Source organism: Glaciecola punicea, from assembly GCF_001756615.1.
Taxonomy (GTDB): domain Bacteria; phylum Pseudomonadota; class Gammaproteobacteria; order Enterobacterales; family Alteromonadaceae; genus Glaciecola; species Glaciecola punicea.
This window is the reverse complement of record NZ_LZXY01000002.1, coordinates 274,570-289,813: the sequence shown is the minus strand read 5'-3', so window position 1 is coordinate 289,813 and position 15,244 is coordinate 274,570. Positions and strand designations below refer to the sequence as shown.

The window sequence follows — 15,244 nt, the reverse complement described above, 5'->3', positions numbered from 1 at the left end:
GGGGGTGTTGACTACTCAATACTTTTACACCCACTTGCTATGTCTATTAAAGCACTGCGGTATCGAAATGGCGTGTTTTGTAGTAGCATCTGCATTATCGCTATAAGAACGTAATGAAACATGCAATGAAGCGCTCGCAAAACCCTATGGGGCTCCATCATAAAGAGAGATACGCTATTGAATCCTAATGTTGTCGATAATTTATTAAGCCAATCTGGGCTTGACCAACAAAACCTCACGCAGTTGTTAGACCTTATTCTAGATTACAAAATTGACTTTGCCGATCTATATTTTCAGTTATCTCAGCATGAAAGCTGGGTGTTAGAAGATGGAATTATAAAAGACGGCAGCTATAATATTGAACGAGGCGTTGGTGTACGCGCTATTACTGGCGAACAAACGGGTTTCGCATATTCAGATGAAATTAGCCTAAAAGCGCTGCAAGAAGCCTGTAAAGCCTCACGTAGCATTGCCAAAAGTGGTCGCAAAGTATCGGTAACGGGGTTCACAAGCTCAAGTAATAAGGCGCTTTATACTAGCAGTAATCCGCTGCTGAAAATGACCGACGCCGACAAAGTTGACATACTTAAAAGGGTGGACAGTTACACTCGCCTTAAAGCACCAGAGGCTAGTCAAGTTAGCGTTAGTTTAACCGGCGTGTACGAAGAGATATTAATCGCCGCTACTGATGGCACATTCGCTACCGACATTCGTCCCCTTATTCGCTTAAATTGCTCAGTGTTGCTAGAAAAAGATGGAAAACGAGAGCGTGGAAGCTCTGGTGCTGGCGGACGCAGAACCTATGATTTTTTTGAACAAACCATTGAATCGGGGCAACTGCGGTATGAGCAAATCGCTGATCAAGCGATACACATGGCGCGCGTTAACCTTAACGCTATTGCAGCACCTGCTGGCGCGATGCCGGTCGTACTAGGCAGTGGTTGGCCTGGCGTGCTGCTGCATGAAGCGGTAGGGCATGGACTAGAGGGTGATTTTAATCGAAAAGGCGCATCTACTTTCAGTGGCCGTATGGGCAAGCAAGTAGCATCACGTGGCGTAACCGTAATTGATGATGGTACTATGGACGACCGCCGTGGTTCACTGTCAATAGACGATGAAGGTACGCCTACTCAGCGTAACGTACTCATTGAAGACGGCATACTGACTGGTTATATGCAAGACAAGCACAATGCTGGCCTAATGGGTGTAAAGCCCACGGGGAATGGGCGTCGAGAATCATATGCGCACCTGCCTATGCCGCGTATGACCAATACCTACATGCTGGGCGGTGAACATTCACCACAGGACATTATTGGGTCAGTGGATAAAGGTATTTACGCGCCTAATTTTGGTGGTGGACAAGTAGATATTACCTCGGGCAAATTCGTGTTTTCAACCTCAGAAGCCTACCTTATTGAAAAGGGTAAAATTACTCACGCTATTAAGGGAGCAACGCTGATTGGTAACGGCCCCGAGTCGATGCAAAAGATTTCTATGATAGGGAACGACTTAGCCTTAGATGCGGGCGTTGGCGTATGTGGTAAGGATGGTCAATCTGTGCCTGTTGGTGTGGGCCAACCTACCCTTAAAGTAGATCAAATGACGGTAGGCGGGACCGCTTAACTGAGTATAACAGCTAAGCGATACTTACGGATGATGACATTATGAGTGACAGGCTTAAAGAGCATGATACTGAAGGTAAGTACTGACCTTCTTATAAGCCTAATTAGGTAAAATAAACATTACTTTGCCTTTTTCAACTCTATCACTTCAGCGTTTTCTTGCTCTAGCAAGCTGTCTGCTGAAGTGCCTTTAAAGATCTTGCTGACTGACTCTTTGTTTTTTGCCAATAATATACCTAACTCTTCTGCGAGTTCCTCGCTAAGTTTTACTCCTTTTGCTTGAATATAGGCGGTAAGATTGTCGGCGACTTCTAGCATTTTATCGTATTGATCGGCTTCTTTTTTGTCGGTGGTGACCAATTTGTCGACTCCCTTATGTTGCACTACATATTGCGTAATGACTGCCATGTTGCACTCCAATGGTTGATGAGTTGTTGAAAAATTTGTGGTCTTAAATTACCTGATGAATGTTTAAATACCGTATCAGGTTTTCTTATTAAGCGTTTGTAAATAATACTCTGAGCTAAAAGCGTTCTGTATAAAGTTGTTCACAGCGCTATTAGCAAAGCATGTTATGCTCACACTGGATTAAAAACCACCCTGCTTGACTAATATAACGTTTTATACTGTATAAATAAACAGTTTATTTAAATTGGCATTGGTCGACGTCAGTAATTTTCAGGCCTAAGGATAAGCAGCATGTTTAATTTTTCAAATGTGAGGGCCATTATCTTTGATTTGGACGATACCTTAGTCAAAACCAGCTTGGATTTTGTCACCTTAAAAGCAGAGATTGGTTGCACTAAAGAAGATGATATTTTGAGCTATATCGCACGCATTGATTGCCCCATAGAGCGTGCTAGTGCAAATCAAATAGTTTTGGACCATGAAATACAAGACGCGCATACCTCTGTCTGGCTGCCGGGCGCGTTAACCTTTGTCAATCAGGCTAGGGCAACGGGCCTGCCTCTAGCGATAGTCACTCGTAACTGCCAGCTAGCGACACAAATTAAAATTGCTAATAACAATATTCCCATCGATATAGTACTCACACGAGATGACGCACCCGCGAAGCCCGACCCTACTGGCCTTCTCAGCATTGCCAAGAACTGGCAAATCGCGCCGCCTGATATTGCCTACATAGGCGACTACATTTATGATATTCAAGCCGCTCACAACGCTAATATGCAGGCTTGGTTATATAAGCAAGAAAGCAATGAACATTTATATGACTACGGTAAGAATCTACGTTATATTGCTGCACAGCAGGATTAACCTAGCTTACAAGCACAAACAACACATTTAAACGTCCGAAAATTGACAGTCGCCGACCTATTTTTGATTGTGCAATAAGTGTGGATTGTATACATTGAGTGGAGAATATTTAAAAAGGTATTATCGTAAAGCGTCAATATACAAACACTTAATATCCTTATGCCCAATGGATGTAGTATTAAAAGGAAGTAGTATTAAAAGGATGTAGTATGAGATTTATTTTAAGGAATGGCGCCGTGTCATGCGTAGTCGGCACATGTTATATATCGCCCTGTGTTGCGCGAGCAGACACAGGCGTCGAATACGAAGTATTTTTGCCACAGTTTGTATTTTTTGGTCTAGGCACTTCCGTCTTAATGATGAGTGTTACCGCTATTCTGGCTTTTATACTAGGGGTATTTGCCAAGCGCTTGCGGTATAGCTTTTTATGTCTAGACAATCTAACTGCACACAAATCTTGCATATCTTTGCGCAGCGCAAAACAGTGTAAGTCTGTTTGCCATAATGCACCTAATAATATAACACCACGGTGTGTGCTAGATTCGCTTATTGAAGACCATAGTCGTTATGAAGTTAGCTTAAGTCATTATTACATCAGCGAAAGCTGGGTTTGTTTGCCCACCAACATTATCGTTGAGCAGCTAAGCTGGCTAGCGGATAAGCCTGTTACTATCAATTTCAGCAATCATATTGACGATGTTAACAACACAAATATTAGCGTCTGCCCAATCTGGTTTAGCAAGGCCATTCATGAACTACTCAGCAATGCTCTCAAGCACAACCATAATAAATCTAATTTAACAGTATTTATCAACACTTTTATAGAAGATAAGGTATTTACTGTCAGTGTGTCTGACAATGGGGCTGGCATATCTGACACAATTACCAATGCACTCTCAAGCGCAGCTAATGCTATTAGTCAATGCCCACAGATAGTTTATGCTCAGCTCTATGGCCCGATTAACTTACTTAGCATGCAATCCCTACTTCGCAAAGTAGGGGGTTCATTAAAGGTTACGAGTGCGCGTCAGTTTTTAACCAAAATTACACTAAAACTACCGATTCTGGATAAACCTACTGCCACTAATATAAGCACCAAAGCAGGCGAGATTGATCAAGATGAAATACTGCAAGCGCCTAACAGTGCCTCATCAATTTCATGCGCCTCAACGCCACTTTCGCAAGCAAAGAAAAACGATGCACCAACAAATTGCAGCAGTGACTCACAAATAAGTCTGCAGGTTGAAGATTGTATTTCGACTTATAATACTTATGCTGCTCCATCAAAAGATGTGGGTGATCTTGCGTCGAGCCGATTTATTAAAAAGTTTAATCGACTTTTGCTAGACCATTATTGCGAGGAGTCTTTTAATAAACCCCAAGCCGCAAACATAATGTTAATGACAGATAAAACACTGACAAGAAGGTTACACCAGCATTATCATTTAGGCTTTGTTGAAACGCTTAGAAAGTTTCGGCTACACAAGGCAACAAACCTGCTGTTAAATGGTGACAGTGTGACGAATGTCGCGCTTGATACTGGCTTCAGCTCGCCTTCTTATTTTGCGCAGTGTTTTAAACTTGAGTTTGGCTTTGCACCATCAATGTTGCTTAAATACATGACGGTGCAAGGGGCTAGTTAGGCTGTGGGCTAAGTTTGATGCCTTACATAGGCTTAATCGTGACCGCTTAGAATTTTTATCTGAGAAATATCGGTGTCGCCCTTGAGGATTTTTAAAACAGCGTCTTGGGTCAGCGTTCTCATGCCGTCAAGTATCGCTTGAGCTTTCATTTCACTGGCTGCAGACTCTTGATAGACCAAGGCCCGTAAATCGTCAGTCATCGCTAACAGCTCGTGAACGCCGGTTCGCCCTCTATATCCGCTATCACCGCAGCTGCCACATCCGGCTGCTTTATACAGCATTATCTCATCGGCTAAGCCTAACTCAGCATAGAACTTATCGCCATACTGACGTTTAAGAAAAGACATATCGCTTTGTGAGGCCGGATATTCCTTCTTGCAATCTGGGCAAAGGGTTCTAATAAGACGTTGCGCTAGAATACCCACGCAGGCATCTGAGAAATTAACAGGATCAAGGCCCAAATCCAATAAACGCGCAATGGTTTCTGGCGCCGAATTTGTATGCAGGGTCGACAGCACTAAGTGACCCGTCAGCGAGGCTTCAATCCCTGCATGCGCTGTTTCTTTGTCGCGCATTTCACCAATAAGAATAATGTCAGGGTCGGCACGTAAAAATGCGCGCAGTGCATTGGCGAATGTAAAGCCGATTTTAGGATTTACTTGCACCTGCTGCAGGCCGGCTTGGGTTATTTCTACTGGGTCTTCAGCAGTCCATATCTTCTTATTCGGCGTATTTAAGTAGCCTAATATTGCGTGTAAGGTTGTTGTTTTACCGCAGCCGGTAGGCCCAACCACTAATAATATACCGTGTGGTTTTTTAACCATGTTTTCAAGCATATCAAGATTACGTTTCGACAGGTTCATTTTACCTATAGGCATGGCGCTACCTGCAGCCAAAATACGCATGACGGCGCCTTCTCCAGCAATAGTAGGAATAGTGGCAACGCGCACTTCTACCGCTTGCCCAGACATCTTAAAGGCTAATTTGCCGTCTTGTGGCACCCGTTTTTCGGCAATATTCAAACTTGACATAATTTTAATACGCGCAATAACCGCGCTATGATGCGAAGCCGGTACTTGCGTGAAGTCACGTATCACGCCGTCCACCCGCATTCTGACGCGTGTTGCTGCGCCCTTTTCTGGGTCAATATGAATGTCAGATGCGTTTAGTTTTTTTGCGTCGTGAAGTACTCGACTCACCAGCCTAACAACGGCTGGTGCATCTTCTGCTAAGTCTTCATTGCCGTCGTCGTCATCGCCCGTGATGCCTATTTCGTCGAGTATCTCATCCATTTCACCAGGGCCTGCGCCGCTGCTGTTTTCGCCTAAATATTGTAAAATTTGACTGGGTAGACCTACCGCTATTTCATAACTATCTATCCCTAATGCACTTTCTATTTCCATTAGCAGCGAAGCGTTGTTAGGCTCTGACATAAGCACAATAGGCATATCGCGTACATCGCGCATATCGGCTAATACGGCAACGTAATTACGCTTCAAGTAAGGTAGGTTGAGCTTAGTGTCGGTTTGATATAAGTGATAGTTGTCAGGAAAGTAAGGTATAAACGGTACCTGATAATGCACGCTTATTGCAGTGCCAATCTCTTTCTCAGCAACGTGATGTTCCGATATTAGGCGCTGCACCGACTCTTTCATGGTTGAGTCTTGACTGAGCTCTTCTATAATCTTACGGCTGACTAAGTTTTTATGCACTAAGTAATCAAAAGGCTTGCTAGTGCCGCCAAGTTCATATCGGAACTTATCCCCAAGCTTGTCAGTTATTGCAAGTGCCAAGCTAAGATCGCTGTCACTAAACCCAGCGCTGTTGTCGGTGTTTATTATTTGCATAACACCCATTAACACACCCGCGTTCATTACCGGTATACACAGAATGTTATTGGTTTTAAATTGGCTGCTCTGATCAAACTTTTCGTCAAAGCGTAGTCTGGAATGTATGTTTTCTAGGAGCTCGTCGTTATAGGGATCGTTAATGATGAGGGCTTGCTGCGCTATGGCAACATAGCCGACAATAGACTGCGGACTCATCGATACTTTAATTTCGCGCGTTTCTTCGCCCGTTTTAAAACGGGCTACTAAGTCTTGATGCTGCAGCCGGCGCTGAAATAAGGACATGCGCTTAGCGTTAAAAACTCGCAAAATCAAGGGTTCTATTCGTTGATATGCCGCCATTAAGCTATGTGACTCATTCAACTGAGTGTGCAAGGTTTGAAGCATAGTGGCATGTTGCGTACTGTCGACCATAAACTGAGAAATTTCCTTAATGCTACAAAAGGGTGCTGTTAAGCGCTAAAACAGATTTGATATAGACGTTTATCGGCTAACGCGTGCTTTTTCTTGATGCAGTATTTGCTTTATGTTTAGGATAAGTAGTTAGCATACCTTTATTAATGCGAGATAAAAGCTGACCCTTGTATAGGTTTTATCTGGTTATCGTTAATATTTAAAATTTGAGTTTGCGGGTCCTCAATAATAGAACTAAGTGATTTTTTTCATATTCTCACTTGCCAAAAGTCAATAAGGCTGTATACTTTGCGCCCAATGTTATCGATGCACTAAGTTAAATTGCGTGTCTTTAGCACATTGTAGTGGGTGGTTATCTAGGTCAATCAGCGCTTGTCGCTACTTTAGGTAACTGCTAGTTAGCAATCGAAGTTTTGCATAAAGTACTTGCAAGTTTGTATACACACTACCCATGAACAGGACCTCAATAAGAGGTCATTGGTTTACGCACATCTTTTCTCCCAGTTCTCTTTACCGAGAAGTAAGGGATACGAAAAGATGATTTTTATTGTTCTTTCGATTGGAGCTTAATCGATGCCAAATCAAAGAATTCGTATTCGTTTAAAAGCGTTTGATCACAAGTTGATCGATCAGTCTACAGCGGAAATCGTTGAAACAGCTAAGCGTACAGGCGCCCAGGTTAGTGGACCAATTCCATTACCTACCCGCAAGGAACGTTATACTATTTTGGTTTCTCCGCACGTAAACAAAGACGCGCGCGATCAGTACGAAATCCGCACACATAAACGTTTAGTAGATATCATTGAACCAACTGATAAAACAGTTGATGCTTTGATGAGATTGGATTTAGCCGCGGGCGTTGATGTACAAATCAGCCTAGGCTAATAGAAGAGGGTAATAACAATGTCGATTGGTCTTATCGGTCGTAAAGTAGGTATGACACGCATCTTCACTGAAGATGGCGTCTCTATTCCTGTGACTGTTATCGAAGCGACCCCGAACCGTGTGACTCAGTTACGTACTGAGGACACCGATGGTTATCGTGCACTACAAGTTACCGCTGGTACCAAGAAAGCAAATCGCGTCAACAAAGCTTCAGCAGGTCATTTTGCTAAAGCGGGCGTAGAAGCTGGTCGTGGACTATGGGAATTTCGTCTTGCAGATAACGAGGGTGCTGATATTGAAGTAGGCAGTGAATTAACTGTTGAAATCTTCAACGACACTAAAAAAGTCGATGTAGCAGGCACATCTAAAGGTAAAGGTTTTGCGGGTGTAATTAAACGTTGGAACTTTAGTTCTCAGCGTATGACACACGGTAACTCACTGTCTCACCGTGCACCGGGTTCAATTGGTCAAAACCAATCACCTGGTAAAGTGTTTAAAGGCAAGAAAATGGCCGGTCAGCTTGGTAACAAGCGTATCACCACTCAGTCTTTAGAACTTGTACGCGTAGATCTTGAAAACAACCTTTTGTTAATTAAAGGTGCCGTACCTGGCGCTACTGGCGGCGATGTGATCGTGTTGCCAGCTGGCAAAGCGTAACTGGGAGTGAACTGATGGAATTAACATTGAAAGACGCCAAAGGCGCTCTTGAAGTATCAGACGCCACTTTTGGTCGTGAATTTAACGAAGCCCTAGTTCACCAAGTGGTTGTTGCATTTGGTGCGGGTGCTCGTCAAGGTACTAAAGCACAAAAAACAAGAGCTGAAGTACGTGGTGGTGGTAAAAAGCCATGGCGTCAAAAAGGAACTGGCCGTGCACGTGCTGGTACTATCCGAAGCCCAATTTGGGTTGGTGGTGGTCGCGCATTCGCCGCTAAGCCTCGTGACTTCGAGCAAAAAGTAAACAAAAAGATGTACCGTGGAGCGCTTAAGAGCATTCTATCTGAATTGGTACGTCAAGACCGGTTGATAGTAGTTGAAAAGTTTGGTGTAGATGCGCCAAAAACTAAAGAACTAATAGCCAAACTTAATGAACTAGAACTTAAAGACGTGTTAATTGTAACGAGCGAAGTAGATGAGAACTTGTTCTTAGCCTCACGCAATCTTTACAAGGTAGACGTTCGTGACGTTCAAGGTATCGACCCTGTTAGTTTAATTGCTTTTGAAAAAGTATTAATAACAGCCGACGCAGTTAAGCAACTTGAGGAGGCATTAGCATGAACGAACAACGTTTATTAAAAGTGCTACTAGCACCTCATGTTTCAGAAAAGTCGACTATGGCATCTGAGACTAACAATTCTTTTGTATTTAAAGTGTTACCTGATTCAACGAAAGCTGAAATTAAAGCGGCCGTTGAGAAACTTTTCGAAGTTGAAGTTCAAGGCGTACGCACTTTAAATGTTAAAGGAAAAGTTAAGCGTCACGGTCAGTCGTTCGGTAAACGCAGCGACTGGAAAAAAGCATATGTTGTGCTTAAAGAAGGTCAAGACATCGACTTCGTCGGTGGCGCTGAATAAGGGGATTTGACATGCCATTGTTAAAAGCAAAACCTACTTCCGCTGGTCGTCGTCATGTTGTTCAGGTAATCAATCCTGATCTACATAAAGGAGCGCCTTACGCGCCTTTATTAGAAAAAAACAGCAAGTCTGGTGGACGTAACAATACAGGTCGTATTACAGTACGTCACATTGGTGGTGGTCATAAGCATCACTACCGCGTGATAGACTTTAAACGCAACAAAGACGGCATTCCAGCCAAAATTGAGCGTTTAGAATATGATCCAAACCGTTCTGCAAATATCGCACTAGTGCTTTACGCAGACGGCGAGCGTCGTTATATGCTTTCGCCTAAAGGCGCTAAAGCAGGCGATGCAGTTCAATCTGGTGCTGATGCTCCTATTAAAGCCGGTAATGCTATGCCTATGCGTAACATGCCTGTTGGAACAACAGTACATGCGATCGAAATGAAGCCTGGCAAGGGTGCTCAAATAGCACGTTCTGCTGGTGCATATGCACAAATCTTAGCGCGTGAAGGTTCTTATGTGACCTTACGATTACGCTCAGGTGAAGTGCGTAGAGTCTTGTCTGACTGCCGTGCAACAATCGGTGAAGTGGGTAATTCTGAGCATATGCTTCGTTCACTAGGTAAAGCTGGCGCAACACGCTGGCGCGGAGTTCGCCCAACTGTTCGTGGTGTAGCCATGAACCCAGTTGACCACCCACACGGTGGTGGTGAAGGTCGTACGTCTGGTGGTCGTCATCCAGTAAGCCCTTGGGGTGTTCCTACTAAAGGTAAGAAAACCCGAAGCAATAAGCGTACCGATAAACTTATCGTACGTCGTCGTAACAAGTAAAAGCGAGGATTCACCATGCCACGTTCTCTCAAGAAAGGTCCCTTCATTGACCTGCACTTGCTGAAGAAGGTAGAAGCTGCATTGGAAAAGAAAGACAAGAAACCAATTAAGACTTGGTCTCGTCGTTCCATGATTAGCCCTGATATGATCGGGTTAACCATTGCAGTCCATAACGGTCGCCAGCACGTTCCTGTATTTGTCAGTGACGAAATGGTTGGTCATAAGTTGGGCGAATTTGCTCCAACGCGTACTTATCGCGGCCATGTCGCAGATAAGAAAGCCAAACGATAAGAGGAGTAAGAAATGGAAGCATTAGCTAAACATCGTCATGCTCGCACGTCGGCTCAAAAGGCACGCTTGGTAGCAGATCAAATCCGCGGGTTACACGTCGAGAAAGCGCTTGAAGTGCTTACTTACAGCCCAAAGAAAAGCGCTGGTTTAATCAAGAAGGTTCTTGAGTCTGCCATCGCGAATGCCGAAAACAACGAAGGCGCAGACATTGATGACTTATCAGTGTCTAAAATCTTCGTTGACGAAGGCCCAACTATGAAGCGTATTAAGCCACGGGCGAAAGGCCGTGCTGATCGTATTTTTAAGCGTAGCAGTCACATAACCGTGATTGTAGCGGATAACTAGGAGTAGATAATGGGACAGAAAGTTCATCCTACCGGTATACGCCTGGGTATCAGCAAACCATGGACATCAACCTGGTACGCTAATACAGCAGAGTATGCCGACAATTTATACAGTGACCATCAAGTTCGTCAGTATCTGACTAAAGAACTTAAGAATGCATCACTTTCAAAAATCGTGATCGAGCGCCCAGCGAAAAGCATACGTGTCACTGTACACACTGCCCGCCCTGGTGTAGTAATCGGTAAAAAAGGTGAAGACGTAGAAAAGTTACGTAATCACATCACTAAGCTTGCTGGCGTACCAGCACAAGTGAACATTGCCGAAGTTCGGAAGCCTGAGTTAGATGCACAGCTAGTAGGAGATTCAATCTCTAGCCAGTTAGAGCGTCGTGTTATGTTTCGCCGTGCTATGAAGCGCGCTGTACAAAACGCAATGCGTCTAGGTGCTTTAGGTATCAAGGTTCAAGTCAGTGGTCGTTTAGGTGGTGCTGAAATCGCACGTGCTGAATGGTATCGTGAAGGTCGTGTACCATTGCATACATTCCGTGCAGATATTGATTACGCCACATCTGAAGCGTTAACTACCTATGGAATCATTGGTGTTAAGGTTTGGATCTTCAAAGGTGAAGTGCTAGGTGGTTTACCACTTACACACGAGCAACCAGCTCCATCTGCACCGAAGAAGAAAGGTCGTAATCCTAAGCGAGAGGGTTAATCATGTTACAACCAAAGCGTACGAAATTTCGTAAGATGCATAAAGGTCGTAACCGTGGACTTGCTGTTGCCGGTGGTAAAGTAAGTTTCGGCACCTATGGCCTTAAATCAGTTGGCCGTGGTCGCATGACTGCTCGCCAAATTGAAGCTGCACGTCGTGCCATGACTCGTCATGTTAAGCGTCAAGGTAAAATCTGGATTCGTGTGTTTCCTGATAAGCCCATTACTCAGAAGCCTCTTGAAGTGCGTCAGGGTAAAGGTAAAGGTAACGTTGAATACTGGGTTTGCCAAATTCAGCCAGGTCGTGTTTTATATGAAATGGAAGGTGTACCAGAACAAATTGCTCGTGAAGCGTTTGCTTTGGCCGCGTCTAAATTACCATTTAAAACCACCTTTGTAACTCGGACGGTGATGTAATGAATACGACAGAACTGAGAGCAAAAAGTGTAGAAGAACTAAACACTGAGTTAACTAGCTTGCTACGCGAGCAGTTTAACTTACGTATGCAGAACTCTACCGGTCAGTTAGAACAAACTGCCCAAATCAAAACAGTACGTCGTAGTATTGCACGTGTTAAAACCATATTGACTCAGAAAGCTGGAGAATAAGATGTCTGAACAAAAAATTCGTACAGTCCAAGGTCGTGTGGTAAGTAACAAAATGGATAAAACCATTACTGTTATGGTAGAGAGATTTGTTAAGCACCCAATTTACGGAAAGTTTATCAAGCGCTCTACTAAGTTACATGCACACGACGAAGCTAATGTTTGTAACGAAGGCGATTTAGTATCTGTTACTGAATGCCGTCCTTTGTCAAAGTCTAAGACTTGGATGTTAGTTGACGTTTTAGAAAAAGCCCGCGTATAACGCAGATCTTTTCTAAGCACCACAAAAAGCGCTATTTGTTATGAATAGCGCTTTTTTTATGTCTGCTATACAGACATAAACTAGAGTGCAAAACTAAATGCTAATATTTACCGTGGCACGATTAAAATGTTAACCTCTAACAATGACTACTTTATTCGGATAATGATTAAGCGCTATGGTGTTGTCAGACAAATTTAACCGGCAATTTGAATATTTGAGACTCTCTGTTACTGACGTGTGTAACTTTAGCTGTCAATATTGCCTGCCAGACGGCTATAAGAGATCTCATCAGCAGCGATTTTTGAGTCTAGATGAAATACAGCAGGTGGTTTCGGTTTTTGCCGAGTTAGGCACCAAGAAAGTCAGGATCACCGGCGGTGAGCCCTGCCTACGTTCAGATCTCCCACGTGTTATCGACCTTGTCCGCAAGCAAGACGCAGTAGAGAAAATAGCGCTTACTACGAATGGTTTTAGGCTGGCTAAAATGGCCGCACAGCTTAAAGATGCAGGCCTAAATAGTGTCAACGTGAGTATTGACAGTTTCGACCCTAAGCAGTTCCAACTTATTACCGGCTATAGCGATTTAGCGGGTATACTCAAAGGCGTTGAAATTGCTGCTAATATTGGGCTAGAAATAAAGCTTAATCTGGTGCTAATGAAGCAGTTTAATGCCAGCGTGCTTAAAAACGTGCTGGTATTTATAAAAGACAAGCCCATTACTTTCAGGTTTATTGAACTAATGGAAACAGGCGACAATCCTATTTTCTTTGAGCAACAGCATATGCGCGCCTCAAATATTGAAACTTCGTTACAAGAAAACGGATTCACAAGGGTGTTAACAGACAAGCTATCGGGCCCCGCAAAGGTGTACCAGCACCCTAATTATATCGGCAAGGTTGGCGTAATTTCGCCATATGAAACTGGGTTTTGTGATAGCTGCAACAGGCTTCGTGTATCGGCTATCGGCAAACTGCATTTGTGTTTATTTGGAGAGCAAGGTTACGATTTACGCTGGGGCCTAAACGATGAGAAGCGAGAAAACCTTATTGCTTATTTACAGTCGGTCGTGGCAACAAAGAAAGCGTCACATTTTTTACACGAACGACAAACCGGCGCCACTACGCATTTAGCCATGTTAGGCGGTTAGTGCTTTTTCAAATATGCTCAACGACAACTAATTACACCTTATTTATGACACAAAAATATCCCGTCTCTGCCTATGCGTCGCTTATATACAATATGGCGCGCTATGCCTATACTCTGCTACTATGCTGTTTGCTGCCCATAGGGTTGCTGTTATTCAAGAAAAAATCAAACGCTGACGTAGAGCCGCTTGAAAATCGTTCGTTTTTGGAAAGGTTTGGCAAAGTGGGCCATTTAAGCAAAACCGGCGGTATTCATATTCACTGTGTATCGGTGGGAGAAATTAACGCGGCAAGTGGGCTCATTCATTCTTTATTACAAGAATATCCCGATATACCCATTACGCTGACCACTTCATCTACCACCGGCGGTGTTCACGCCTATAATATGTTCAAGGACAGGGTGTCGCATAATTATTTACCCGTAGACATTCCTTTGTTTATTAATCGATTCTATAAAAAGCTTAAGCCGTGTTTGGTCTTGATAACCGAGGTTGAAGTGTGGCCCAATATGCTGCATGTTTGCACTAAACGAGGCGTGCAGGTGGTACTTATAAACGCCCGCATGACGACTAAATCTTTGCGCCGCTACAGACAATTTTCATGGCTTTTTAGACCTACCTTTCGGCAGTTTAGCTTGATCTGCGCCCAGAGTTCAGAGTCGTTTGAGAACTTTGTGGCCTTTGGAGTTTATAAGAACAAGCTAAAACTGACGCGTAATATGAAGTTTGATTTATTGCCTAATCTAGCCGACGAAGCGTTAGGTAAGCAAATACTCAGCGATTATAAATTAGGCACTAGGCCAATATTGCTAGCGGCGTCTACGCATGATCCTGAAGAGAAAATGCTGCTAAATACTTATAAGCATCTTAAACAGCGCCACCAAGACCTACTCTTAATTATGGTGCCGCGCCACCCCCATCGCTTCGAGGACGTGCATCATCTGATGCGCGCGACGGGATTTAATGTGGCAAGGGTGTCGCAAAGTGGCAAATGTGTGGACAAGTCGAGTTTGGCATTTGTATCAAGTAAGGTCTCAGTACCAGACGCCCCAGAAAAGCAAACAGAAAAGCCAATTGATTGCCTGTTAGTGGACACAATGGGCTGGCTTAAAGCCTGCTACAGCATATGCACAGTGACTTTTGTTGGCGGTAGTTTTGCCCCTAAAGGCGGTCACAACGCTTTAGAAGCGGCGCTCTATGCAAAACCAATCGCAATGGGCCCCAGTACCTTTAACAACCCTTCCATTTGCCAACATCTTGCCCTACAAAATGCGCTCATGGTGACCCACAGTGAGCAGGCCCTAACAGAAGTGTTCCAACATTGGCTATCGCGACCACAAGACGCTACCAAAGACGGTGAACGAGGCTTGCAAGTACTGCTTAAAAACGCCGGCGCCGTTGAATACACCATGAGTATACTGCGGCCCATACTCGACCAGAAAAATTAATGCCCAGTGTCGCCAAGAAAGAATTTCTTTTAATATACTAATTACATAGCGCTAATTTAATTAAGATAGTTTATGAAAGTTACTGTTTTTAGCAGTCAGGATTACGATAGAGATTTCTTCAAACGTTATTGCCCAGACGATATTAGTTTTGATTTTCAGGATGCTAATTTGAATGAGCATACCGCAGTTTTAGCCACCAATACCGCTAGCACGATCTCCTTGGGCGGCAGCCTGCAATAATTGACTTTTTATGGCTGCATATTCATGGCTTGACAAAAGCACGCCCTGTTCTTTTCCGTTTCTCGTAATACAAACTGGCTCGGATTGAGCACTCATCTTAT

The 15,244-nt window shown here is 43.7% G+C and carries 20 protein-coding genes; 17 read left to right on the top strand and 3 right to left on the bottom strand.

Annotated features, from left to right (window positions below):
- The first annotated feature begins 177 nt into the window (after positions 1 to 177).
- A complete protein-coding gene (tldD, locus tag BAE46_RS03580) occupies positions 178 to 1,623 on the top strand; it encodes a metalloprotease TldD (protein ID WP_006002192.1) in 1,446 nt (481 codons plus the stop codon).
- 119 nt (positions 1,624 to 1,742) lie between these two features.
- Here tldD and BAE46_RS03575 read toward each other — a convergent pair whose 3' ends face one another.
- Complete coding sequence (locus tag BAE46_RS03575; RefSeq protein ID WP_006002190.1) at positions 1,743 to 2,030, bottom strand: YebG family protein; 288 nt, start codon at positions 2,028 to 2,030, stop codon at positions 1,743 to 1,745.
- Positions 2,031 to 2,321: 291 nt separating this feature from the next.
- Here BAE46_RS03575 and BAE46_RS03570 point away from each other — a divergent pair, with 291 nt between their 5' ends.
- Both BAE46_RS03570 and BAE46_RS03565 read left to right on the top strand, forming a co-directional pair.
- On the top strand, positions 2,322 to 2,897 hold the full coding sequence (locus BAE46_RS03570; RefSeq protein ID WP_006002189.1) for an HAD family hydrolase: 576 nt from the start codon (positions 2,322 to 2,324) through the stop codon (positions 2,895 to 2,897).
- A 209-nt stretch (positions 2,898 to 3,106) separates the two neighbouring features.
- Positions 3,107 to 4,540: a helix-turn-helix domain-containing protein gene (locus BAE46_RS03565; protein ID WP_006002187.1), complete on the top strand. Its 1,434-nt coding sequence runs from the start codon at positions 3,107 to 3,109 to the stop codon at positions 4,538 to 4,540.
- 32 nt (positions 4,541 to 4,572) lie between these two features.
- Here BAE46_RS03565 and BAE46_RS03560 read toward each other — a convergent pair whose 3' ends face one another.
- Positions 4,573 to 6,801: a GspE/PulE family protein gene (locus BAE46_RS03560; protein ID WP_006002185.1), complete on the bottom strand. Its 2,229-nt coding sequence runs from the start codon at positions 6,799 to 6,801 to the stop codon at positions 4,573 to 4,575.
- Positions 6,802 to 7,374: 573 nt separating this feature from the next.
- Here BAE46_RS03560 and rpsJ point away from each other — a divergent pair.
- The 14 genes from rpsJ (at position 7,375) to BAE46_RS14725 (ending at position 15,143) form a co-directional block, all read left to right on the top strand.
- A complete protein-coding gene (rpsJ, locus tag BAE46_RS03555; protein ID WP_006002183.1) occupies positions 7,375 to 7,686 on the top strand; it encodes a 30S ribosomal protein S10 in 312 nt (103 codons plus the stop codon).
- 18 nt (positions 7,687 to 7,704) lie between these two features.
- Positions 7,705 to 8,343, top strand: coding sequence for a 50S ribosomal protein L3 (gene rplC, locus BAE46_RS03550; protein ID WP_006002181.1), 639 nt, complete (start codon positions 7,705 to 7,707; stop codon positions 8,341 to 8,343).
- Positions 8,344 to 8,357: 14 nt separating this feature from the next.
- Complete coding sequence (rplD, locus tag BAE46_RS03545; RefSeq protein WP_006002179.1) at positions 8,358 to 8,963, top strand: 50S ribosomal protein L4; 606 nt, start codon at positions 8,358 to 8,360, stop codon at positions 8,961 to 8,963.
- Positions 8,960 to 9,259 carry a 50S ribosomal protein L23 gene (rplW, locus tag BAE46_RS03540; protein WP_006002178.1) on the top strand — a complete coding sequence of 100 codons (300 nt, stop codon included), beginning with the start codon at positions 8,960 to 8,962 and terminating at the stop codon, positions 9,257 to 9,259. Before rplD ends, rplW begins: the two co-directional genes overlap by 4 nt.
- An 11-nt stretch (positions 9,260 to 9,270) precedes the next feature.
- Positions 9,271 to 10,095, top strand: coding sequence for a 50S ribosomal protein L2 (gene rplB / locus BAE46_RS03535; protein ID WP_006002177.1), 825 nt, complete (start codon positions 9,271 to 9,273; stop codon positions 10,093 to 10,095).
- 15 nt (positions 10,096 to 10,110) lie between these two features.
- The gene (gene rpsS, locus BAE46_RS03530; RefSeq protein ID WP_040519841.1) at positions 10,111 to 10,386 is read left to right on the top strand and encodes a 30S ribosomal protein S19; all 276 of its coding nucleotides are present in this window, start codon (positions 10,111 to 10,113) and stop codon (positions 10,384 to 10,386) included.
- Between the two features lie 12 nt (positions 10,387 to 10,398).
- Positions 10,399 to 10,731, top strand: coding sequence for a 50S ribosomal protein L22 (gene rplV, locus BAE46_RS03525; RefSeq protein ID WP_006002175.1), 333 nt, complete (start codon positions 10,399 to 10,401; stop codon positions 10,729 to 10,731).
- 9 nt (positions 10,732 to 10,740) lie between these two features.
- Complete coding sequence (gene rpsC, locus BAE46_RS03520; RefSeq protein WP_006002174.1) at positions 10,741 to 11,445, top strand: 30S ribosomal protein S3; 705 nt, start codon at positions 10,741 to 10,743, stop codon at positions 11,443 to 11,445.
- Between the two features lie 2 nt (positions 11,446 to 11,447).
- Positions 11,448 to 11,861, top strand: a complete 414-nt coding sequence (gene rplP / locus BAE46_RS03515; RefSeq protein WP_040519839.1) for a 50S ribosomal protein L16 — start codon at positions 11,448 to 11,450, stop codon at positions 11,859 to 11,861.
- The gene (rpmC, locus tag BAE46_RS03510; protein WP_006002172.1) at positions 11,861 to 12,052 is read left to right on the top strand and encodes a 50S ribosomal protein L29; all 192 of its coding nucleotides are present in this window, start codon (positions 11,861 to 11,863) and stop codon (positions 12,050 to 12,052) included. The genes rplP and rpmC overlap by 1 nt, the downstream gene beginning before the upstream one ends.
- A gap of 1 nt (position 12,053) precedes the next feature.
- A complete protein-coding gene (gene rpsQ / locus BAE46_RS03505; protein WP_006002171.1) occupies positions 12,054 to 12,311 on the top strand; it encodes a 30S ribosomal protein S17 in 258 nt (85 codons plus the stop codon).
- A gap of 178 nt (positions 12,312 to 12,489) precedes the next feature.
- Complete coding sequence (gene moaA, locus BAE46_RS03500; protein WP_040519892.1) at positions 12,490 to 13,458, top strand: GTP 3',8-cyclase MoaA; 969 nt, start codon at positions 12,490 to 12,492, stop codon at positions 13,456 to 13,458.
- Entirely contained in the window at positions 13,458 to 14,903 is a 1,446-nt protein-coding gene (locus BAE46_RS03495) for a 3-deoxy-D-manno-octulosonic acid transferase (RefSeq protein ID WP_006002168.1), read from the top strand. The genes moaA and BAE46_RS03495 overlap by 1 nt, the downstream gene beginning before the upstream one ends.
- Before the next feature lie 72 nt (positions 14,904 to 14,975).
- Positions 14,976 to 15,143, top strand: coding sequence for a hypothetical protein (locus BAE46_RS14725; protein ID WP_006002166.1), 168 nt, complete (start codon positions 14,976 to 14,978; stop codon positions 15,141 to 15,143).
- On the opposite strand, the gene BAE46_RS14555 is transcribed toward BAE46_RS14725, so the two are convergent.
- On the bottom strand, positions 15,093 to 15,239 hold the full coding sequence (locus tag BAE46_RS14555; protein ID WP_141567178.1) for a type II toxin-antitoxin system prevent-host-death family antitoxin: 147 nt from the start codon (positions 15,237 to 15,239) through the stop codon (positions 15,093 to 15,095). The genes BAE46_RS14725 and BAE46_RS14555 overlap by 51 nt on opposite strands.
- Positions 15,240 to 15,244 lie beyond the last annotated feature (5 nt).